Annotated in this window: 18 protein-coding genes; 12 read left to right on the top strand and 6 right to left on the bottom strand. The window is 74.0% G+C overall.

The genetic code is table 11. The features are described 5' to 3' along the window. The first annotated feature begins 219 nt into the window (after positions 1-219). The gene (locus MID12_RS20605) at positions 220-1,359 is read left to right on the top strand and encodes an NlpC/P60 family protein (protein ID WP_263169714.1); all 1,140 of its coding nucleotides are present in this window, start codon (positions 220-222) and stop codon (positions 1,357-1,359) included. Positions 1,360-1,500: 141 nt separating this feature from the next. Here MID12_RS20605 and MID12_RS20600 read toward each other — a convergent pair whose 3' ends face one another. Next, a complete protein-coding gene (locus tag MID12_RS20600) occupies positions 1,501-1,854 on the bottom strand; it encodes a hypothetical protein (protein WP_040252854.1) in 354 nt (117 codons plus the stop codon). Between the two features lie 413 nt (positions 1,855-2,267). Here MID12_RS20600 and MID12_RS20595 point away from each other — a divergent pair, with 413 nt between their 5' ends. Then, positions 2,268-3,338 (top strand): C40 family peptidase, encoded by a 1,071-nt coding sequence (locus MID12_RS20595; RefSeq protein ID WP_263169711.1) that lies wholly within the window; start codon positions 2,268-2,270, stop codon positions 3,336-3,338. A 284-nt stretch (positions 3,339-3,622) separates the two neighbouring features. Here the strand turns inward: MID12_RS20595 and MID12_RS20590 are convergent, their stop codons facing one another. From MID12_RS20590 to MID12_RS20570, 5 genes are all read right to left on the bottom strand, one after another. Beyond that, on the bottom strand, positions 3,623-4,600 hold the full coding sequence (locus tag MID12_RS20590) for a zinc-binding alcohol dehydrogenase family protein (protein WP_263169709.1): 978 nt from the start codon (positions 4,598-4,600) through the stop codon (positions 3,623-3,625). Beyond that, positions 4,597-5,313, bottom strand: coding sequence for a response regulator transcription factor (locus MID12_RS20585; protein WP_159393022.1), 717 nt, complete (start codon positions 5,311-5,313; stop codon positions 4,597-4,599). The genes MID12_RS20590 and MID12_RS20585 overlap by 4 nt, the downstream gene beginning before the upstream one ends. Before the next feature lie 471 nt (positions 5,314-5,784). Then, positions 5,785-5,967: a 4-oxalocrotonate tautomerase DmpI gene (gene dmpI / locus MID12_RS20580; protein ID WP_040252848.1), complete on the bottom strand. Its 183-nt coding sequence runs from the start codon at positions 5,965-5,967 to the stop codon at positions 5,785-5,787. A 125-nt stretch (positions 5,968-6,092) separates the two neighbouring features. Next, positions 6,093-7,010, bottom strand: coding sequence for a LysR family transcriptional regulator (locus tag MID12_RS20575; RefSeq protein ID WP_040252846.1), 918 nt, complete (start codon positions 7,008-7,010; stop codon positions 6,093-6,095). 196 nt (positions 7,011-7,206) lie between these two features. Next, complete coding sequence (locus tag MID12_RS20570) at positions 7,207-8,148, bottom strand: zinc-binding dehydrogenase (RefSeq protein ID WP_040252844.1); 942 nt, start codon at positions 8,146-8,148, stop codon at positions 7,207-7,209. 349 nt (positions 8,149-8,497) lie between these two features. On the opposite strand from MID12_RS20570, the gene MID12_RS20565 reads away from it, so the two are divergent. From MID12_RS20565 to MID12_RS20520, 10 genes are all read left to right on the top strand, one after another. Then, positions 8,498-10,096: an MFS transporter gene (locus MID12_RS20565; RefSeq protein WP_263169700.1), complete on the top strand. Its 1,599-nt coding sequence runs from the start codon at positions 8,498-8,500 to the stop codon at positions 10,094-10,096. A 123-nt stretch (positions 10,097-10,219) separates the two neighbouring features. Further along, positions 10,220-10,975, top strand: a complete 756-nt coding sequence (locus MID12_RS20560) for an SDR family oxidoreductase (RefSeq protein ID WP_263169699.1) — start codon at positions 10,220-10,222, stop codon at positions 10,973-10,975. Next, positions 10,975-12,042 (top strand): phosphotransferase family protein, encoded by a 1,068-nt coding sequence (locus MID12_RS20555; protein ID WP_040252838.1) that lies wholly within the window; start codon positions 10,975-10,977, stop codon positions 12,040-12,042. Before MID12_RS20560 ends, MID12_RS20555 begins: the two co-directional genes overlap by 1 nt. A 102-nt stretch (positions 12,043-12,144) precedes the next feature. After that, positions 12,145-13,374, top strand: a complete 1,230-nt coding sequence (locus MID12_RS20550) for an acyl-CoA dehydrogenase family protein (protein ID WP_263169697.1) — start codon at positions 12,145-12,147, stop codon at positions 13,372-13,374. A 97-nt stretch (positions 13,375-13,471) separates the two neighbouring features. Further along, positions 13,472-13,930 (top strand): nuclear transport factor 2 family protein, encoded by a 459-nt coding sequence (locus MID12_RS20545; RefSeq protein WP_052482487.1) that lies wholly within the window; start codon positions 13,472-13,474, stop codon positions 13,928-13,930. A 272-nt stretch (positions 13,931-14,202) separates the two neighbouring features. Continuing rightward, positions 14,203-15,468: a beta-ketoacyl-[acyl-carrier-protein] synthase family protein gene (locus MID12_RS20540; RefSeq protein ID WP_237282873.1), complete on the top strand. Its 1,266-nt coding sequence runs from the start codon at positions 14,203-14,205 to the stop codon at positions 15,466-15,468. Continuing rightward, entirely contained in the window at positions 15,465-17,207 is a 1,743-nt protein-coding gene (locus tag MID12_RS20535; protein WP_263169692.1) for a CoA-transferase, read from the top strand. Before MID12_RS20540 ends, MID12_RS20535 begins: the two co-directional genes overlap by 4 nt. Positions 17,208-17,285: 78 nt before the next feature. After that, positions 17,286-18,272, top strand: a complete 987-nt coding sequence (locus MID12_RS20530; RefSeq protein WP_237282872.1) for a ketoacyl-ACP synthase III — start codon at positions 17,286-17,288, stop codon at positions 18,270-18,272. Continuing rightward, a complete protein-coding gene (locus MID12_RS20525; RefSeq protein ID WP_263169688.1) occupies positions 18,269-19,882 on the top strand; it encodes an FAD-dependent monooxygenase in 1,614 nt (537 codons plus the stop codon). The genes MID12_RS20530 and MID12_RS20525 overlap by 4 nt, the downstream gene beginning before the upstream one ends. After that, complete coding sequence (locus MID12_RS20520; RefSeq protein WP_040252827.1) at positions 19,866-20,567, top strand: hypothetical protein; 702 nt, start codon at positions 19,866-19,868, stop codon at positions 20,565-20,567. Before MID12_RS20525 ends, MID12_RS20520 begins: the two co-directional genes overlap by 17 nt. Positions 20,568-20,594 lie beyond the last annotated feature (27 nt).

Raw genomic sequence — 20,594 nt, 5'->3', positions numbered from 1 at the left:
CCAAGGGGCGGAACGCACCCTCCGCTTACGTGATCTCACCCCGCGCGAAAGTCACAAAAACATATCGGACACATGGCGCATCAACCTTCACAGCCGCTCCGCGAGTTGGCTAGCGTGCCCGGCGGGCAGCCCGTCCGGACCGGCGAGACCGCACCGGACCCGGGCGCCCGCAACGTCCGGCACGCCCCCCGCGGCCGGCCCACGGAAGGAGTCGCCGCCTTGGCGTCGCACCGCAAGCCGCGCAGCCCCCGTGTGGTGCCCGGCCCCGCCGTCGGCCTGACCACCGCCGCGCTCACCTCGGTCGCCCTGCTCTCGCAGAGCGCCACCGCCGCGCCCGAGAAGCCGAGGCCGAGCCTGGAAGAGGTACGTAAGAAGGTCGACGGCCTCTACCACGAGGCGGGCGTGGCCACCCAGAAGTACAACGCGGCCAAGGAGCGCGCGGACACCCAGCGCCGCAAGGTCGACGGCCTCCTCGACGACGTGGCCCGGCGCACCGAGAAGCTGAACGAGGCCCGCGCCGAACTCGGTTCCTTCGCCGCCGCCCAGTACCGCACCGGCGGTGTCTCGGGCACCGCCACCCTGCTGCTCGCGGACGACCCGGCCCAGTACTTCGACCAGACCCAGCTGATGCACCGGCTGACCGGGCGGCAGAAGAAAGCCGTCGACGACTACCAGTCGCAGCAGCTGTCCACCGCGCGCAAGCGGGCCGAGGCGACCAGGAGCCTGGCGAAGCTGACCGGCAGCCAGCGGAGCCTGAAGAGCGCCAAGCAGGACGTGCAGGCGAAGCTCGGCACGGCACGCGCCCTGCTCTCGCAGCTGACCGCGAAGGAGAAGGCGCGGCTCGCGGCGATCGAGAAGAAGAAGGAAGAGGAGGCCCGCCGCAAGGCCGCCGCCCTCGCCCGCAAGCAGGCCGAGGAGCGCGAGCGCCGGGAGCGGGAGGAGCGGGAGAACGACGAGGGCGGCGCCGGCGGCGGCGAGGAGACCCCCGGCACCCCGGGCGGCGCCTCCGCCGCGCAGGGCGAGCAGGCGCTCGCCTTCGCCCGGCAGCAGATCGGCAAGCCCTACGTCTGGGGCGCCACCGGTCCGGACTCCTTCGACTGCTCGGGCCTGACCCTCGCGGCCTGGAAGGCGGCCGGGATCACCCTGCCGCGCACCACCTGGGACCAGGTGAAGACGGGCACCACGATCCCGGTCTCCGAGGCCCGCCCCGGCGATCTCGTCTTCTTCTACGACGACATCAGCCACGTCGGGCTCTACCTCGGCGACGGCACGATGGTCCACGCCCCGAAACCGGGGGCCGATGTGCGCGAGGAGTCGATCTACTACATGCCGATCCACAGCGTGGTACGGCCGGGCTGAGCGGGGCATCGCGGCAACCCGCCGGGCCGCGCGGGCGGGGCCTCCGCCGGGCCGGGCCTCAGGCGCACGGCACCGCGACGCCCGGCCTCACGCCGCCGCGACGCCCGACCTCACGGCACCGCGACTCGCGTCCTCAGCTCCTCAGGTCCACAGCACCGCGATGAAGACGTTCGCCGCCGTCAGCCCGCCGACGAGCCCGAACTGCGCCTTGTCCGCGCGCTCCTCGTCCCGCTTGACGTAGACCAGGCCGAGGATCACCACGAGCAGCGCGAGCTTCACGCCGATCTTGACGTTGTTGACGGTGTTGTCGTCCGCCTGGTTGAGCCCGACCAGGATCACCCCGGTCACCAGCATCGTCAGGGCGCCGTGCAGCATCGCCGGGCTGAACCGTGCCGTGCCCTCGCCCAGGGCCTTCATCTGGGTCAGGAAGCCGCCCAGCAGGCTGGCGATGCCGATGATGTGCAGGCCGACGAAGAGGTGGATGAGTACGTCCATGGCCGGGAGCGTAACGGGGGCCCCGGGCGGCACCGGCGGCGGGTCGCGGGAGGCCGGGAGTCCGGTTCCGGGGCCGCGGCGGGGCTCTCCACCCCCTAGCATCCGCCGACCGCCGCCGGGAGCCGCTCCCCCACTTCGGTCAGCTCGGCGCGGCAACGGACGCGCCGGGCCGCCGAGACGGTCGTAAGCGGTCAGCGGGCTGTCAACTGCGGGCAGTTGGGGACATCAAGGTTCTCGCGGGGGTCCGCGGCCTAGCGTCCTTCTCCAGGTGCCCGGCCTCTCACCGCCGTCCGCGAGGACGGCCGCCGGGCGCCCCGCCCGGGCTCCGGCCGCGGCCCGCTCCCCCCGTGCGGGCGGCGGCCGGGCCCCGGGCGCAGGTACCGCCGTACGTCAGGGAAGGACGTGGAGCCCTCGTGGCCGCGCAGCACAGGAAGCACCGAAAACCCGGCCGCCGTCTCCTCGGCGGCACCCCCGGCCGCGCGGCGGCCACCCTCGCCGTGACCGGGGCGACGGCCGCCACCGCCCTCGGCGGTACGAGTCAGGCGGCGCCCGAGGCGCGCCCCGGCGAGGTCCGCGCCCAGGTGGACCGGCTGTACCGGCAGGCCGAGGTGGCGACGGAGAAGTACAACGGCGCCAAGGAGAAGGCGGACGCGGCGCGGACCTCGCTGCGCGGGCTGCGCGAGGAGGCGGCGCGCACCGCGGAGCGCCTCGGCTCCACCCGCGCCGGGCTCGCCTCGCTCGCCACCGCGCAGTACCGCGAGGGCACCCTCGACCCGGCGCTGCAACTGGTGATGTCCGCCGACCCGGAGGAGTACCTGCGCGGCACGGCCGTCGCGGAGCGGGCCTCGCACCGCCAGGCGGCCGCGGTCGGCGAGGCGCGCGGGCAGCTGCGCAAGCTGGCCCGCCTGCGCGGCGAGGCCGACCGGGTGGCGGACCGGCTGGGCACCCAGCAGAGCGAGCTGGCGCGCAGCAAGCGCGCGGTGCAGGAGAAGCTGGGCCGGGCACGGCAGTTGCTGGACCGGCTGACCGCCGAGGAACGTGCCGCGGCCACCCGGGAGGACGGCCGCGCCTCCCGCGAGCAGGCGCGCACCGCCGCCCCGGCCGCGGCGCCCGCACCACCCGCGGCGGCCCCCGGCTCCCGGGCCGGCGCCGCGGTCGCCTACGCCTACCGCGCCCTGGGCAAGCCCTACGTCTGGGGCGCCACCGGGCCGAACTCCTTCGACTGCTCGGGCCTGATCCAGGCGGCCTACCGCGCGGCCGGGGTCTCGCTGCCGCGGACCACGTACAGCCAGATCAACGCGGGCACCCGCATCGGGCGGGGTCAACTGCGGCCCGGGGACCTGGTGTTCTTCTACTCGGGCATCAGCCATGTCGGCATCTACGTGGGCGGCGGCAAGATGATCCACGCGCCCCGGCCCGGCGCCCCGGTGCGCATCGCCCCGATCAGCCAGATGCCGTTCGCGGGGGCGGCGCGGGTGGCTTAGGAGCGAGGGTGGCGGCGCGGGTCGTGCGGGACCCGTACGGGGAGGCCCGTACGGCAGCCCTGACCGGCAGACCCGTCCGAGGGCATCCGGTCGGGAGCATCCGTCCGCAGCCGCCGAAGGCCCGCCCGACGGGGACGCCCGGCGGACCGGGCCGGTACCCCCCCCGCATACGGCAGGAGCCCGAAGTCCCGCCTGCACAGCGGGACTTCGGGCTCATCCGGCACAAGATGTGCGGGCCTGCCGCGCACCGGCCGCGGGAGCGGGCGGCCGGTGCGCGGCAGGGGTCACCAGGCGACGACGTACTTGCCGGTGCTGGCGCGGGACTCCAGCTCGGTGTGCACCTTGGCGATCTCCTCGGGGGCGGCGGTGGCCGGTTCGCCGCGCAGCCGCCCCTCGGCGAGGGCGCGCAGGGCGGACTCCAGGTGGCTCCGCAGCAGGGCGGGGTCGCGGCCGGCCACGTCGCCGAGGTTGTAGCCGACCAGGGCGGAGTTGGTGAACCAGACGTGGTTGCCCGGGTATTGGGTGTCCTGCTGGGCGGCGTCGCCGTAGATGACGTGCCGTCCGAAGGGCGCGAGCAGCTTGTCCACCGCGGTGCGCGGCTCGCCGCCGACCGAGTCGAAGGCGTGGTCCACGCCCCGCTCCCCGGTGTGCCGTTCGACCTCCGCGGCGAGCGAGGCGTAGGTGGTCACGGCGTCGTAGGCGGGGTCGGTGAGGCGGGCCGCCTTCTCCGGGGTGCCGACCGCCCCGATGACGAGCCGGGCCCCGGCCGCCTTCGCCAACTGCGCGACGGCGGTGCCGACTCCGCCCGCCGCGGCGAGCACGAGGACGGTGTCCCCGGCGCCGATCCGGGCGGCGGCGTGCACCAGGCCCCAGGCGGTGACGCCGTTGGTGATCATGCCCGCGGCCGCCGCGGAGCCGAGTCCGGCGAGCGCGCCCTCGAGGGGGACGGTCAGACCGGCCTTGGCGACGACGCGTTCGGACAGGGCGCCGCCGCCGAGGCAGAGCGCCGCGACGCGCTGGCCCGCGCGGACGCCGGTGACCGCGGAGCCGGTGGCGCGGACGGTGCCCACCGCCTCCAGGCCGGGCGCGAAGGGCAGGCCGACCGGGATCTGCCCGCGCCGGAACATCACATCGGCGAAGGTGACGCCGGCGTGGGTGACCTCGACGAGCACCTCGTCCTCGCCGGGGACCGGCTCGGCGGCGCGGTCGTCCAGGGCGAGCACCTCGGGCCCGCCGTATTCGGTGAACCGGACGCTTCTCATGGCCGGTTGCCCCCTCTTTCGCTACGTGTCGCCACCAGGTCCCGGGCCCGGCCGGGCAGCGGTGCCCTGGCGGCGGGCTGGGTCGGGATCTTGCCGGTCAGCAGTTCGCGGCGGCTGGAGACGCCCAGCTTCTGCAGGATGTTGCTGACGTAGTTCTTCACCGTCTGGCGGGCCAGATGGAGGTCCTCGGCGATCTCCTCGTTGGAGTGGCGGCGCAGCAGCAGGCCGAGGATCTGCTGTTCGCGCGGGGTGAGCAGGCCGTTGACGGTCTCGCAGGGCAGCGTGGCGGTGTGGGTGCCCGGCGTCAGCTCACCGAAGTACCAGAGCGGCTTCCCCTCGAAGAGGAGGTCGATGGCGCTGATCAGGCGCTCGACCGGGGCGGTGCGGTGCACGAAGCTGTCCGCGCCGTGGGTGAGGCACTCGGCCAGGGCGCCCGGCGCCGCGGTGCCCGAGTAGACGAGCACGAGCGGAGGCACGGCCAGCCGCTTCACCTGCTCGCACAGCCGGATGCCGTCCGCCGGGCCGAGGAGGTCGATGTCGGTGATGACCACGTCCGGCAGCCGCAGGGCGCATTCCTCCAGCGCCTCCTGCCGGGATCCCGCCTCGCCGACGACCTGTCCCCCGTCGCGGTCGCGCAGCAGGCCGACCAGCGCTCTGCGGGACAGTGGAAAAGGGTCGACGACGACTATGCGTCTGCTTCGCTCTCTTGTCATGACAGGTGCCATGTGTGTTTCCCCCGTTTACTTGGCACACCTCACGGGTTCGCGAACCCGTTAAAGAGACAACTTCCCGCGAGTAACTTTCACCTCTGCGGGGCCACTATCGGTGCATCATTTTCCCGCCATAAGCGGGATTGATGTTTGAGGCTGGAAACTATGGCGCGGCGCTCCGCCACGTCAAGCGAAGGAGAATGCCCGGATTAACTTGTTCCAGTTGTCGTCCGACCTCGCCAACCCCCGCTATTTCGACCATTCGGGGCGACCGAGGAGATCATTCCGGCACGCGTGACTTAACTCACCCCTCATTCTTTTGGAATGCTTTGCCAGTCCTTGGATCCACCACGGATCCCTTTGCCAAGGCTTGGACCCGCCGGGCCCGCACCACGGCCCCGCGGACCCGCCGCACGGCGCCGACCAGCCGGTGCGGAGCGTGTCGCAGGCGCCCCGCACGGGCCGGTCACCGGCTCAGGAGTCGGCGATCAGCTTGCCCGAGACGCCCCAGCTGTCGGCGGGGACCTCGTGGATCCAGACCTGCACGGTGTCGGCCGGGATCTTGTAGGCGTCGACGAAGGCGTCCGTGATGCGCTCCACCAGCTCGCGCTTGAGCTCGGTGTCCCGCGGGCCCTGCTGAACAGTGACGATAGGCATGGGTGAATACTCCTCAGGATTTACAGGAAGACATATGCGCGACCCGGTTCTCCGGAGCCCCCGCATGACCTCAAGTCCACCCGGGATTCGGCCACCGACCAAGACGCAACCGGCACCGGCAGTCATCACGATTCGTGATCGCGCACCCCGGCCGGCAGCGGCCGCTGGGTACAGGCGTCGAGGAGCAGCGGCAGCAGGGGCGTCGGCGCGCTGCGGCGGACCACCAGCGAGGTGGGGATCGCGAGGCCCGCCCCGGCCAGCGGCAGGAAGGCGATCCGCGAGGTGCTGCGCAACTGCCGCGCGTGCTCGGCGTAGACGACCGTCCAGGTCGGGGCGCCGGTGCCGATCGCGGCGAGGGTGTCCTCCAGGGTGCGCGCGGAGGAGGGCCCCGGCACCGGGTCGAAGCCCGCGTCCCGGCAGGCCGAGAGGACGGTGTCGACGAGCGCCGGGTTGCTGCGCCGCGAGGTGAGCCGCAGCGGCAGCGCGGCCAGGTCGGCGAGCGAGGCGTGGCCCGCCGCGGCCAGCGGATGGCCCGCGGGCACCGCGACGGCCAGCGGCTCCTGCCATACGGGGTGCCAGCACAGGGCGCCGCCGCTGCCGGAGCCGCGGACGAAGCTGGCGTCCAGCTGGCCCTTGGCGACCCGGTCCAGACGGTCCCTGGCCGGGGCGGAGTTGAGCTCGACGCTGACGTGCGGGGCGCGCTGGGCGAGCACGTCGAGGATGCGGTCGAGCCGCGCCCCGAGCCCGGTGCTGGTGCCCAGGCGCAGGATGCCGGTGTGCGCCCCGGCGAACTCGGCGACCGCCGCGGCGGCCCGCAACTCGGCGTCGAGGACCGCCCGCGCCGCAGGTAGGAACGTTTCACCAGCGGGCGTGAGACGCACATGCCGGGGCGAGCGGTCGAAGAGCTCGACCCCCAGTTCCCGCTCCAGGCGGCGCACTTGCTGGCTGACGGCGGGCTGCCCGATGTGCAGCCGCTCGGCGGCGCGGCCGAAGTGCCGCTCCTCCGAGACGGTGACGAAATAGCGCAGCTGACGCAGTTCCACGATGCCGACTCCCCCGGTCCAGACAACGGAACCAGGCCAGCATAGAAAGACCGGCGGACCACCGGCGACGAAGGTAAAGGCCGCGGCACCGGGGCGGCGGCACGGCCGCGGGCCCTCCCCCGGGGGCGGGCCCGCGGCCTCCCGTCCGGCCCCGGGCCCCCGCCCCGGACCCGCTCGGCGGCGACTCCGGCCGCGCTCAGGCCCCTTCGCCGGTGGTCAGGACGACATTGCCGCGTACGGTACGGGCGCGCAGGGCGGCGATCGCCTCGGCGGCCCCGGTCCAGTCGCCGCGCAGCCCGATCTCCGGGTGCAGCCGGCCGGTGGCCACCAGGTCGACCAGCTCGGCCAGTTCCTCGCCGTAGCTGCGCTCGCCGCGGGTGTAGTCGAAGTGTTCGAGGGTCACCGCGAAGGGGTCCTGGTCCGGCTTGCGGAAGAAGTGGAAGAAGTTGAGGGCCGAGGGCTGCCTGCTGGCCTGGCCGAACCAGATCAGGCGGCCGCCGGAGGTGAGCAGCGGCAGCGTGGCCGGCAGCACCTCGTGGCCCACCGATTCGAGGACCACCTGGAAGGGCCCCTTGGCCTCGGCCACGGACTGCACGACCTGGGCCGCACCCAGCGCGGCCAGGCGTTCTCCGCGCTCGGGGGTCGCGGTGACCGCGGTGACCTCGATGCCCGCCGCGGCGGCCAGTTCGGTGACGTAGTGGCCCACCCCGCCGGAGGCGCCGGTGATCAGCACCCGGTCCCCGGCCGCGGCACCGGACTGGCGCAGCAGCCGTACGGCGGTGATGCCGGCAAGCGGAAGCACGGCGGCGGTGGCCGCGTCCACGCTCTTCGGCAGCACGGCGGTGCTGCGGGCGGCGACGGCGACCCGCTCGGCCCAGCCCGCGGCCGGCGGGTGCGCGACCACCCGGCTGCCCTCGGCGGGACCCGAGCCGTCGGCGGCGGCGCGGACCACCCGGCCGGCCACGTCCTTGCCGGGACGCCAGCCGGGCCGGGGGCTGGCGAGCAGGAAGGTCTCCCCGCGGTTGACGGAGAAGGCGTCCACCTCGACCACCACCTCGTCGGCCTGCGGTTCCGGCTCCGGCACCTCGGCAAAGGCAACCATGGCCTCGTCGAGTCCCGTCGGTTCGAGGGCGCGCATCTCGGGGTCCTTTCTGAACTTCACTGAGCTTTTTACGGCCCAATCTCGCGCGCGGAAAGGCATCGCGTACAGGTACCGCCGGTACTGTTTCGCGGCCGCAATTCGGTACTGGTGATCCCATCCGCAACGGCGCCTTGCTGCCTAAGCTCGTAAAAGAATCGCCGACCTGTACAGGCCGGTAATTGCGCCCGGTTGTCGCGCCCGGCGCCGTGCCGTTCCCTCGGCATCTCCACGTACCGCACCCCGCACCGCCGCGGGAACTCCCCTCAGGGGTGTCCCGGCGAAGCGCTGCGCGCGGACACCTGTCGCGCCGTCCTGCCCGTCCTCGTCGAACTTCATGAGGAAATTCATGACCGAGAAGACCTCCACCGCACGTCCAGCCCTGACCCTGCTCACCGTGTCGATCGCCACGATCCTGCTGCCGATGTCGCTCACCGGCGCCTCGGTGGCCATGCCGGGAGCCTCCGAGGACTTCCACAACGGCCTGGCGGCCGGGCAGTGGATCGTCAACGGCTACGACCTCACCTTCGCCAGCTTCATGCTGGCGGCGGGCTCCTTCGCGGACCGCTTCGGGCGCCGCCGCCTCTTCGCCCTCGGCTCGGCGGTGTTCGCCGTCTGCTCGCTGGTGTCGGCCGTCTCCAACGGCATCGTCATGCTCGACATCTGCCGGGCGCTCGCCGGAGTCGGCGCCGCCGCGGTCATCACCGCGGGCAGCGCGATCCTCGCCCACACCTTCGAAGGGGCCGCCCGCGCCCGGGCGTTCGGTGTCTTCGGTACGGCGGTCGGCGCCGGTCTCGCCTTCGGCCCCTTCGCGGCCGGTGCCCTGCAGACCTCCTTCGGCTGGCGCGCGATCTTCCTGGTACCGGCGATCGTCGGCGCCGTGGTGGTCGCCCTGTCCCTGTTCCTGGCCGAGTCCAGCGACCCCGACGCGGTCCGGGTCGACTGGCTGGGCACCGTCACCTTCACCGGCTCGCTCGCCTTCCTGATCCTGGCGCTGCTCCAGGGCCCGCAGACCGGCTGGGCTGACCCGGTCAACCTGGTCTCGTACGTCCTGGCCGCCGCCCTCCTGGTCGCCTTCGTGATGGTCGAACTGCGCCAGGAGCGGCCGATGTTCGACCTCAGCCTGTTCCGGCAGCCGCAGTTCGTCTCGCTGTGCGTCGCCGTGGTCTCGCTGGTCTTCGGCTTCACCCCGCTCCTGGTCTACCTGCCGAGCTACCTGACCGCCGTCAACGCCGAGTCGACCTTCCACGCCGGTGTCGACCTGCTGATGCTGACCGTCCCGACGCTGGTCTTCCCGCTGGTCACCGGCTACCTGCTGCGCTGGGTGCCGCTGCGGCACATGGTCTCGCTCGCGGTGGCGCTGACCGCGATCGGCTGCGGCTGGCTCGTGGTCCTCGAACCCGGCGCGGGCAACTGGACGGTGCTCGGCCCCTTCCTGATCATCGGCACCGGGGTCGGCATCTCCTTCGGTGTGATGGACGGCGCCGCGGTCTCCTCCGTGGACTCCGCGCGGGCCGGTATGGCGGCGGGCATGTTCAACACCATGCGGCTCGCCGGTGAGGCCATCGCCATCGCGGTGGTCGGCTCGCTCCTGGTGAGCGCCACCCGCTCCGAACTGGACGGCAAGCTCGGCGGCTTCGACGGAACGTACGCGAACGACCCGGGCGGCCTCGCCGACAAGCTCAACCAGGGCCAGCTGGAGGGCCCGGCCGGCACCGTCTCCGCGGCCTCCCGCGCCGCCTTCACCGAGGTGGCCAAGGCGGGCTACACCGGGGCGCTCCACCAGGTCCTGTGGTTCCTCGCGGCCTTCTGCGCCGTGGCGACCGTCCTGGTGGCCTTCGTCGGCGCCCGCTCGCAGAAGAAGAGCGCCGCCGAGGAGAGCGCCGAGCCGACCGCGGAGGCAGCGGCCGAGGCGGCCGCCCGCGAGTCCCAGCCCAGCGCGGTCTGATCCGGCGGCCGGGCCCGGCGCGTGCACGCCGGGCCCGGCCCCCGACCGCACCCTCTTCCTCTCCTCACCTTCCGCTCCACCGACCGTGCCTCGCCCGGTCCGATCGCCGAACAGGAAAGCCCCATGCGCAGATTCGACGGAAAGGTCGCACTGGTCACCGGTGCGAGCCGCGGGATCGGCAAGGCCTGTGCCGCCCGTCTCGTCGCGGAGGGCGCCCGGGTGTGCCTCACCGCCCGCCGCCCCGAACCCCTCGCCGAGGTGGTCGCGGAACTCGGCGGCCCCCGGCACGCCCTCGCCGTCGCCGGGCACGCGGACGACGAGGCGCACCGGGCCGAGGCGGTCGCCCGCACCGTCGAGGCCTTCGGCGGCATCGACGTCCTGGTCAACAACACCGCGGTGAACCCCGCCTACGGGCCGGTGCTCGCCATGGAGGCGGACGCCGTCCGCAAGGTCTTCGACGTCAATGTGCACGCGGCGCTCGACCTGATCCGCCGGGTGCGCGAGAGCGACCCGTCCCGCGCGGGGCGCGCGGTCGTCAACGTCACCGCCCTCGCCGGGCTGCGCACCGCCCACGGCATCGGCGTCTACGGCGCCAGCAAGGCCGCGCTGATCCATCTGACCGCCCAGCTCGCCCGCGAGGAGGGCCCGGGGATGCGGATCAACTCCGTGGCCCCCGCGGTGATCCGCACCCGCTTCGCCGCCAAGCTCTACGAGGAGCAGGAGGAGCAGCTCGCCAAGGAGTACGCGCTCGGGCGGCTCGGCACCCCCGAGGACGTCGCCGCCGCGGTCGCCTTCCTGGCCTCCGGGGACGCCGCCTGGGTGACCGGGCAGACCCTGGCCGTGGACGGCGGCATCATCCTCCAGGGCGGGGGCATCTGATGAGCCTCTCCGCCGAGCACCCCGCCCCGCCCCCGGCCGCGCCCCTGCCGCGCGGCGTCGACACCGCGGCGCTCACCGCCTGGCTGGCCCGCGAGCTGCCCGGCGCCTTCCCCGAGGGCCCCCGGCTGAGCCTGATCGCGGGCGGCCGGTCCAACCTCACCTACCGGCTCACCGGCGGCGAGCGGCCGATGGTGCTGCGGCGCCCGCCGCTCGGCCATGTGCTGTCCACCGCGCACGACATGAGCCGCGAGTACCGCGTGATGAGCGCGCTCGCCGGGTCCGCGGTGCCGGTGCCCCGGATGCGGGCCTTCTGCTCCGATCTCGCCGTCCTCGGCGCGCAGTTCTACGTCATGGACGAGGTGGACGGCGTGGTCCACCGCAGCGCCGCCGAGCTGGCGGCGCTGGACCCCGCCGAGGGCCGCGCGCTCGGCCTCGCCCTCGCGGACACCCTGGCGACCCTGCACACCGTCGACCCGGGCAGCGTCGGACTCGCCGACTTCGGGCGCCCGGAGGGCTTCATGGCCCGCCAGGTCGCCCGGTGGCGCAGGCAGCTCGCCGCCTCCCGCACCCGCCGGCTGCCCGGGGTGACACAGCTGGCCGAGCGCCTGGAGGCCGGGCTGCCGACGGCGCCGCCGCCCGCCCTGGTGCACGGCGACTACCGCCTGGACAACGTCATGTTCGCCGCCCGCGGCACGGACCGGGTCGCGGCCGTACTGGACTGGGAGATGGCGACCGTCGGCGACCCGCTGGCCGACCTGGGCATGTTCTGCGTGTACTGGGACGGCCTGACCGGGCTCGGCGAGGCCGTGCCGCCCGCCCCGGGCGCCTGCCCCGGCTGGCCGGACCGCGCGGAACTCGTCGCCCGCTACGCCGCCCGCACCGGCCTGCCCCTGGACGCGCTGCGCTGGTACGTCGCCTTCGGCTTCTTCAAGATCGCCGTGATCCTGGAGGGCATCCACTGCCGGTACGCCAAGGGCCTCACCCTCGGCGAGGGCTTCGAGGGCATCGCCGCCGCCGTGCCCGAGCTGATCCGCCGCGGCCACGCCACCTTCGACGGCGAGCACTGAGGCCCCGCGCGCCTCCCCTCCTTCTCCTTCCTCACTCGTACGAGCTGCCGAACCGCCGTGTCCGCACGGGCCGTTCGGCGGCGGCAAGGACGGCAACCCGCCATGGATTTCGCACTCGACGACAGAACCCGGCAGCTGCAGGACCGGCTGCTCGCCTTCATGGACGCGCATGTCCTCCCCGCCGAGTCCGTCCTCGCCGAGCAGCTCGCGGCGGGCGGCGACCGCTGGGCGCGACCCGCCGTCGTGGACGAGCTGAAGGCCGAGGCCCGGCGGCAGGGACTGTGGAACCTCTTCCTGCCGCACTCCCCGGCCGGGGCCGGACTCCGCAACCTCCAGTACGCCCCGCTCGCGGAGATCACCGGCCGCAGCCCCTTCCTGGCCCCGGAGGCGCTGAACTGCTCGGCCCCCGACACCGGCAACATGGAACTCCTGGAGATGTTCGGCACCGACGTCCAGCGCAAGCGGTGGCTGGAGCCGCTGCTCGACGGCGCCGTGCGCTCGGCCTTCTGCATGACCGAGCCGGAGGTCGCCTCCTCCGACGCCACCAACATCGCCACCCGGATCGAGCGGGACGGCGACGGCTATGTGGTCAACGGCCGCAAGTGGTGGTCCAGCGGCGCCCTGAGCCCGCACTGCGAGCTGCTCGTGGTGATGGGCAAGACCGACCCGGGCGCCGAACGCCACCGGCAGCAGAGCATGATCCTGGTGCCCAAGGACACCCCGGGCGTCGAAGTCCGGCGCGGGATGACGCTGTTCGGCTACGACCACGGTCCGCACGGCGGCCACGCCGAGATCGTCTTCCGGGACGTGCGGCTGCCCGCCGAGGCGCTGCTCGGCGAGGAGGGCGGCGGCTTCGCGATGGCGCAGGCGCGGCTCGGGCCCGGCCGCATCCACCACGCGATGCGGCTGATCGGCATGGCCGAGCGGGGAGTCGAGCTGATGTGCCGCCGGGTGGTCTCCCGGGTGGCCTTCGGCAGCGCGCTCGCCGAGCAGGGCGTCGTCCAGGAGTGGATCGCCGAGGCCCGGGTGCGGATCGAGCAGGCCAGGCTCCTGGTCCTGAAGACGGCCTGGCTGATGGACACCGTGGGCAACAAGGGCGCCCACACCGAGATCCAGTCCATCAAGATCGCCACCCCCGCGCTCGCCGAGTGGGTGCTCGGCAAGGCCATCCAGGCGCACGGCGCGGGCGGCGTCTCGCAGGACTTCCCGCTGGCCGAACTCTGGGCGCACGCCCGGTCGTTGCGCCTGGCCGACGGCCCCGACGAGGTGCACCGCCGCTCCCTGGCCCGGCGCGAACTGCGCCCCTACCGCGACGCCGCCCGCACCGCCTGAAAGCCCGCGGCGACATCCCCGCGGGGCGGAATACGAAACCGCGACCGCCCCCGCGGAAATCACAGCCCCGTAACAAGAAAGCACTGAGGGAGAAACAATGTCCGATCTCACCGTCGAAAGAGTACGTTCGGCATTCGAGGCGCTCGGCTCGGGTGACCGCGACCGCATGCTGGAGTTCTGGGACGAGAACGTACGCTTCGAAATCCCCGGCAATCACGTACAGGCCGGCTGGCACGAGGGGCTCGACGCATTCCTCGGATTCCTGGGCACCGTCGGGGAACTCTCCGGCGGCAGCTACAAGGCCGAGAACCTCACCATCACGGTGAACCCCGAGGACGGCTACTCGGTCGACGTGAACACCAACTGGGCGCTGCGCGCGGGCGCCCCCGAGGACAGCACCTCGCCGTACCACCTGCTCGACGTGACCGCGATGCACCTGCTGCGCTGGGAGAACGGCCGCATCGTGGAGGGCCGCGGCGTCATCCTGGGCGACGGCCTGTCGACCTCCGCGCTGTGGTGGTCCCCGATCGGCCCGGACGGCAAGCGCGCCGCCTGAGCCCCGCCGCACCGCACCGGCCCCCGCCCCGAGGAATTCCGAACTCGCGGGCGGGGGCCGGTTTTTGCCTTTTCCTGACCGGAGCCCCCGCGATGACGACACTCAGTCGCCGGCCCCTGTCCGCCCGTATTCCCGGAGTACCAAAAGTAAGGGGTACTGGGTACTGCCCGTACTGCCCGAGCGGCATTGCCCGGAAATAGCCTTACGGAAGTGGATGTGGCCGGAGACGGATCGGCCGATACATCGAGGGGGAATATGTGTCCGGGGAACTCGTGAAACCGTATGACGGCGTCGTCGTGACCGGAATCGGCACCATGCTGCCGAACACCACCACCGTCGGGGACTTCTGGAACAACATCTCCGGCGGCCACTCGCAGGTCGGCCCGCTCACCCGCTTCGAGGGCGCCGCGCACGGGCTGCCGGTGCACGCGGCGGCCGAGCTGAACGACTTCGACCACCGCCCCTACCTGCCCGAGCTGCGCGCGTCGCACGCGGCCAAGTACACCCGCGAGATCCTCATCGCGATGTCCGCGGTCGAGCAGGCCCGCCGGGACGCCGGCCTCGCGACCGGGGACCTGGACCCGCGCCGGGTCTCGCTGATCATGTCCTCCTCGCGGGGGCCCTTCGCCTGGTGGCAGCAGGTGCTCTCCGGGGCGCGCGAGGACGGCTTCGCCGACAAGGGCGCGATGTTCCGCGGGCTGCCCGGCTGCGCCGCCTCGCTGGCCGCGATCTACACCGGCACCCAGGGGCTCGTCACCACCGTCAGCAACGCCTGCGTCGGCGGCCACCAGGCCATCGGCCTCGCGCTCAACGAGATCCGCTCCGGCGCCGCGGACGCCGTCCTGGTCGGCGGCCACGAGTTCCCGATCGTGCCCGAGGTCGCCAAGTGCTACCACGCCACCGGCAGCGGGGTGATGTCCACCGAGCAGGAGGACCCCCGGCGCGCGGTGCGCCCCTACAACCGCGACCGGGAGGGCTTCGCCCTCGGCGAGGGCTCCGTGGTGCTCTGCCTGGAGCGCGAGTCCACCGCCCGCGCCCGCGGCGCCCGCGTCTACGCCGAGGTGCTCTCCGCCAAGTCCCTCAACGAGGCCGCGCACGCCACCACCATGGACCTCACCGGCAAGGTCACCGGCGCCCTCGTCCACGAACTCCTGGAGGACGCGGGCCGCCACCCCGAAGAGGTCGACTACTACTGCGGCCACGGCACCGCCACGTACTACAACGACATCGCCGAGACCCGGGCGCTGCGCGCGCTCTACCCCTCGCGGGACGACGGCGAGCTGCCGCCGCTCAGCTCCAACAAGCCGATCTACGGGCACACCTTCGGCATCGCCGGGATCATCAACGCCGCCGCCACCAGCCTGATGATCCACCACCAGGCCATCGCGCCGACCATCAACTTCACCGACCCGGACCCGGAGTGCGACCACGACCACGTCGTCGAGGGGCTGCGCCCGGCCCGGCTCGACCTCGCCGTCTCGCTCTCCTTCGCCTTCGGCAGCCAGACCGCCGTCCTCGCCCTGGGAGCCGCCCGATGAGCCCCGAGATCCACTCCGGCCCGGAGGAACTGGTCCGCGCCCTCGTCCGCCCCGGCGACCATCTGCACCTCGCCGCCACCCCGGCCCGCCCCAACGCCCTCGGCTACGCGCTGGCCCGGGTCTTCGGCACCGGCGGCCACTTCACCGTGAGCACCACCGGCTACCACTCCAGCGCGCACGCCCTGACCCTCGCGGGCGCGGTCGACAAGGTCATCGCGGGCTTCCTCGGCGACACCTATCCCTCGCCCCGGCCCAACAAGCTCTACCAGCACGTCACCGAGGGCGAGCCCTTCACCTTCGAGCCCTGGTCGCTGCTGAGCTACACCCAGCGCCTCTTCGCGGGCGCCACCGGGGCCCCGTACGCGGTCACCGCCTCGCTGTCCGGCACCGACCTCGCCGAGGGCAAGGGCGCGGACCTGCTGCGGGTGCCCGATCCGGCGCGCCCCGGCGAGGAGTTGACCCTGGTCCGCGCGCTGCGCCCGGACCTGACCCTGGTGCACGGCGTCTGCGCCGACCCGGAGGGCAACATCGCCATGGTCCCGCCGCTCGGCGAGGGGCCCTGGGCCGCGTACGCCGCGCAACGCGGGGTGATCGCCTCGGTGGAGCGCCTGGTCTCCAGCGAGGAACTGCGCGCCATGGCCGACCGGGTGGTGATCCCCGGGCAGCGCGTCCTCGGCCTGTGCGAGGCCCCGCTCGGCGCGCACCCGCAGTCGCTGCGCACCGCGGGCCTGGCCGGAGTCGCCGGGTATCTCGACGACTACGCCTTCCTGGAGGAGATCGTCGACGACTGCCGGGCCGAGAGCCGCGGCCGCGACTGGTACGCGCGCTGGGTCGCCGGTACCGGTTCGCACCAGGGCTATCTGGACCTGCTCGGCGCCGAGCGCCGCCGGGAGCTGGAGGCCGCCGAGCCCTCCTGGCGCCGCACGCCCCCGCCGCCCGCGCCGCGGCCCGCCGCCCCCGACCCGGCCGAACTGCCCGCCACCGAGCAGGAGCGGCTCATCGTGCTCGGCGCCCGCGCGGTCGCCGACCGGGTGCGCGGCGGCGGCTACGACACCCTGCTCGCCGGGATCGGCTCCTCGCACCTGGCCGCCTGGCTGGCCGCCGAGCAGCTGCGCGCCAGCGGCCACCGGGTCAAAGTGATGGCCGAACTCGGGCAGTACGGATTCGTCCCCGAGCACGGCGACGTCTTCCTGTTCAGCCTGCGGCACGCGGCCAGCGCCGAGGCGCTCAGCGGCATCCCGGAGATCCTCGGCGGGATGGTCGCGGCCAACCCGCGCGCCCTCGGGGTGCTCGCCGCCGCGGAGGTCGACGAGAGCGGCACCCTGAACACCAGCCGGAGCCCCGACGGCCGCTGGCTGACCGGCTCCGGCGGGGCCAACGACATCGCCGCCACCGCCGACTGCGTCGTCATCGCCCCGGCCTCGCCACGCCGCTACGTCCCCCGGGTCGCCTACCGCACCAGCCGGGGCGACCGGGTCCTCGAAGTGGTCAGCCAGTTCGGGCGGTTCCTGCCCGCCGGGCCCGGCGCCGGCTTCCGGCTGGCCAGCTTCCTCACCGGACCGGGCGGGGACCAGCCCGCCGCCGACGAGGCCGCCCACCGCGAGCGGGCCGCCGCGGCCGAGGTGGCCGCCCGCACCGCCTGGACGGTGCCGGTCGCCGGGGTGGTGGAGGAGAAGCCGGTCACCGCCGAGGAGCTGGAGCTGCTGCGCTCCCTCGACCCCGAGGGCCGCTACCGCTGAGCACGGCCGCCGAGCCGCCGCGGGCCCCGCACCCGGGGCCCGCCCCCTTCCCGTACCCATCGAAGGAGATCCACCCGCATGTCCGCACCGTCCACCGTGGCCGAGGCCACCAAGGGTATGAACTGGACCGGATCGGGGCTGCACTTCAGCGGCCTCGGCCACTACTACCCCCGCGAGCTGGTCCGCAACGAGGGCGAGGTCAGCATCGGGGGCCGCACCTACTCCCCGGAGGCCGTCGAGGAGCTGGGGGTGAAGAGCCTGCACCGGGCCGACGAGGAGGAGAGCGTCGCGTACATGGCCGAGCAGGCCGCGCGCAACGCCCTCGCCCGGGCCGGACGCGAGCCCGGCGAACTGGACCTGGTGATCCTCGCCAACTGGACCGACCGGCAGTGGATCCCGGAGATCGGCCCGGAGGTCACCGCCCGGCTCGGCGCCGACCGCGCGCTCGCCTTCGACGTCTGCGGGGCCTGCACCGGCTTCGTGCACGGCGTGCAGGTCGCCGCCTCCATGCTGGCCGCGCAGCCCACCTGGAAGCGCGCGGTGGTGGTCGCCGCCGACCGCTTCACCCGGCGGGCCCGCCCCGGCACCCGCGGCCAGCTGATCTTCGGCGACGCCGCCGGGGCCGTCGTCCTGGAGCGCGGCGAGGCCGACCGGGAGGGGCTGCTCCAGTCCACCCTCGCCTGCGACGCCTCCCAGGCCGACACGGTCGCCGCCCGGGACGGCTGGCTGCGCCCGCGGCCCGAGCTGATCGAGCTGGCCATCGGCTCCAGCCTGAAGGTGGCCGGCTCGCTCCTGGACAGCGGCGGCATCGGCGTACCGGACCTGGACTGGCTGATCCCGCACCCCGGCAACAACGCCATCCACGCCGGGGTGAAGAGCGGGCTCACCCTGCCGCCGGAGAAGTTCCTCACCAACTTCGCGGAGCGCGGCAACACCGGCTGCGCCTCCATCCCCATCGCGCTCTCGGAGTTCTCCGAGGCCAACCTCGTCAAGCCGGGCGACCTGGTGCTCTCCACCGCGGTGGGCTCCGGCTGGTACTACGGAGGGCTGCTGTTCCGCGTATGAGCACCGACACCGCCGCAGCCGCGGCACCCGAAGAGCACGGCGCGGGCGAGCCGCCGGTCCTGATCGTCGGCGCGGGCCCGGTCGGCCTGGTCGTCGCCTGCGAACTGCTGCGCCGTGCGGTGCCGGTGCGCGTCGTCGACAAGCACCGCAGCACCACCGACGCCTCCAAGGCCATCATCGTCTGGCCGCGCACCCTGGAACTGCTCGAAGGCACCGGGGTGGCCCGGGAGATGGCCGCGGCCGGGCACCCGCTGGACGGGGTCCGCTTCTGCTCCAGCGGCAAGCAGATCGGCGCGGTGGACGTCACCGCGCTGCGCGACTCGCCCTTCAACCACATCCTGATGCTGCCGCAGTGGGAGACCGAGCGGATCCTGCTCGCCCGCTTCACCGCGCTGGGCGGCACCATCGAATGGGGCACCGAGGTCCTGGAGGTCCGCTCCGGGCCCGAGGCCGCGACCGCGGTCCTGCGGCACGCCGACGGACAGGTCGAGACGGCCCGCGCGCCCTGGCTGGTGGGCGCCGACGGCGCGCACAGCACCGTGCGCAAGCAGCTCGGCATCGCCTTCGACGTCACCTCGCCGCAGGCCACCTTCGCCATCGCGGACGCCCCCGTCGAGGGCCCGGTCGACGAGCGGCGGCTGCACTACTTCTACTCGCCGCGCGGCGCGATGGGCGTCGGGCCGCTCGGCGGGGGCGTGTTCCGCTTCGCGGTCAGCGTGCGGGACGGCCAGCAGCCGGACAAGGAGCTGTTCCAGCGGGCCCTGGACGAGCGGGCCGGTCCCCTCGGCCGGGTCGGCGACCCCAAGTGGAGCGCCACCTTCCAGGTCCGCTGCGCCACCGCGGCCTGCTTCCGCTCCGGCCGCGCCTTCCTGGTCGGCGACGCCGCCCATGTGCTCAGCCCGGCGGGCGGCCAGGGCCTCAACACCGGGATCCAGGACGCCGTCAACCTCGGCTGGAAGCTGGCCGCCGTCCAGCGCGGGAGCCTCGGCGCGAAGGTCCTCGACAGCTACGACCGCGAGCGCCGGGAGGCCGTGGAGCGGGTCAGCGGCACCACCGACCGGCAGACCCGCTGGGGCCTGCTGCAGCGGCCCGCCAAGGTCGCCCTGCGCGACCTCCTGGTCCGCGCCGCCGCCCGCACCGGCATCCTCCAGCGCGCCCTGGCCCCGCTGTTCAGCCAGACCGACCTGTTCTACGGGGAGACCTCCGCGAGCTGGCCGGTACGCGCCTGGCGCTACCCCGAGGTCCGCCCGGGCGCCCGGCTGCCGCACCTGGCGCACCTCGCGGGCGGCGGGGACGGACCCGGCGACCCGGCGCTGCCCCTGCTGGTGCTCTCCCCCGGCGGCGCGGCCGGGCGGACCTGGACCGGCGTACGCGCCGCGCTCCTCGCCGCGCTGCCCGCCGGGCTGCGGATCCTCGAACTCGACGGCCGGGACGAGGCGCACCGCGCCCTGGCCGGGCTGCTCGGCTCCGCGCCCACCGCCCTCCTGGTCCGCCCCGACGGGCATCTGCTCGCCCGGGCCGAGGCCACCCGCCCCGCCGCGCTCTCCGCCGCCCTGGCGGAACTGGGCGCCACCACCGCCGAGGAGGAACGCCATGCGGTCCACAGCTGAGCCCGCCCCGCCCGTCCGCGAGGACCGCGGCCCGGTCTGCGCGGGGGGCGGCACCGCCTTCCGTTCGGCCCTGTGGACCGGCTACGAGGGCGTCCTCATCCCGCCCGCCCGGGACCTGCTGCGGCAGTTCGCGCTCCGGGTGCACGTCCCGCACCACGCCCTGCGCGAGGCGATGCGGGAGGTGACCCGGCAGCGCGGGCTCGCCCCCGCCGCGGACGGCGGGCTGCCGGGCGGGGCCGACGAGGAGTGGGCCCGCGCCGTCGAGGAGGAGCTGGAGAGCGCCTACGGGGTGGTGTGCGAACTCTCGGGCTTCCGGGAGAGCTGGATGGAGCTGTGCCGCCCGCAGCGCCACTGGATCGACTGCCTCACCGAACTGCGCCGCCAGGGCGTCTACCTGGGCCTGTTCACCTCCACCCCGGCCGCGCAGGAACCGGGATGGCTGCGCCTGATCACGCCCGCCCTCTTCGACGCGGTGGTCGCCTGGCCGCAGGGCAGGACCGACGGCGTACCGCTGTCCCGGGCCGAGCAGACCGGCGGCCACGGGCCCGTCGACTGCCTGCTCTTCGACGCCCTGGAGCACCGGCGGGCCGCCGCCAGGTCGGCGGGCTGGCGGGTGCTCTCCTACGACGCCGGGGTGACCGAGGTCGAACGCGCCCTCGCCGACAGCTGCCCGGCCGCCGACTGAGCAACCGGCTGCCCTCTCCCCCGGCCC

It is taken from the genome of Streptomyces sp. SCSIO ZS0520, from assembly GCF_025643355.1.
GTDB classification, from domain to species: Bacteria; Actinomycetota; Actinomycetes; order Streptomycetales; family Streptomycetaceae; genus Streptomyces; species Streptomyces physcomitrii.
The sequence above is the reverse complement of the archived record's forward strand: the minus strand, read 5'-3'. Positions and strand labels throughout refer to the sequence as shown.

What these genes read in the sequence shown, in the direction of transcription:
- MID12_RS20600 (WP_040252854.1), bottom strand. Translation starts at nt 1,854, where the DNA reads ATGGACGTACTCATCCACCTCTTCGTCGGCCTGCACATCATCGGCATC.
- MID12_RS20590 (WP_263169709.1), bottom strand. Translation starts at nt 4,600, where the DNA reads ATGAGAAGCGTCCGGTTCACCGAATACGGCGGGCCCGAGGTGCTCGCC.
- MID12_RS20585 (WP_159393022.1), bottom strand. Translation starts at nt 5,313, where the DNA reads ATGACAAGAGAGCGAAGCAGACGCATAGTCGTCGTCGACCCTTTTCCA.
- dmpI (WP_040252848.1), bottom strand. Translation starts at nt 5,967, where the DNA reads ATGCCTATCGTCACTGTTCAGCAGGGCCCGCGGGACACCGAGCTCAAG.
- MID12_RS20570 (WP_040252844.1), bottom strand. Translation starts at nt 8,148, where the DNA reads ATGCGCGCCCTCGAACCGACGGGACTCGACGAGGCCATGGTTGCCTTT.
- MID12_RS20565 (WP_263169700.1), top strand. Translation starts at nt 8,498, where the DNA reads ATGACCGAGAAGACCTCCACCGCACGTCCAGCCCTGACCCTGCTCACC.
- MID12_RS20560 (WP_263169699.1), top strand. Translation starts at nt 10,220, where the DNA reads ATGCGCAGATTCGACGGAAAGGTCGCACTGGTCACCGGTGCGAGCCGC.
- MID12_RS20555 (WP_040252838.1), top strand. Translation starts at nt 10,975, where the DNA reads ATGAGCCTCTCCGCCGAGCACCCCGCCCCGCCCCCGGCCGCGCCCCTG.
- MID12_RS20550 (WP_263169697.1), top strand. Translation starts at nt 12,145, where the DNA reads ATGGATTTCGCACTCGACGACAGAACCCGGCAGCTGCAGGACCGGCTG.
- MID12_RS20545 (WP_052482487.1), top strand. Translation starts at nt 13,472, where the DNA reads ATGTCCGATCTCACCGTCGAAAGAGTACGTTCGGCATTCGAGGCGCTC.
- MID12_RS20535 (WP_263169692.1), top strand. Translation starts at nt 15,465, where the DNA reads ATGAGCCCCGAGATCCACTCCGGCCCGGAGGAACTGGTCCGCGCCCTC.
- MID12_RS20530 (WP_237282872.1), top strand. Translation starts at nt 17,286, where the DNA reads ATGTCCGCACCGTCCACCGTGGCCGAGGCCACCAAGGGTATGAACTGG.
- MID12_RS20525 (WP_263169688.1), top strand. Translation starts at nt 18,269, where the DNA reads ATGAGCACCGACACCGCCGCAGCCGCGGCACCCGAAGAGCACGGCGCG.
- MID12_RS20520 (WP_040252827.1), top strand. Translation starts at nt 19,866, where the DNA reads ATGCGGTCCACAGCTGAGCCCGCCCCGCCCGTCCGCGAGGACCGCGGC.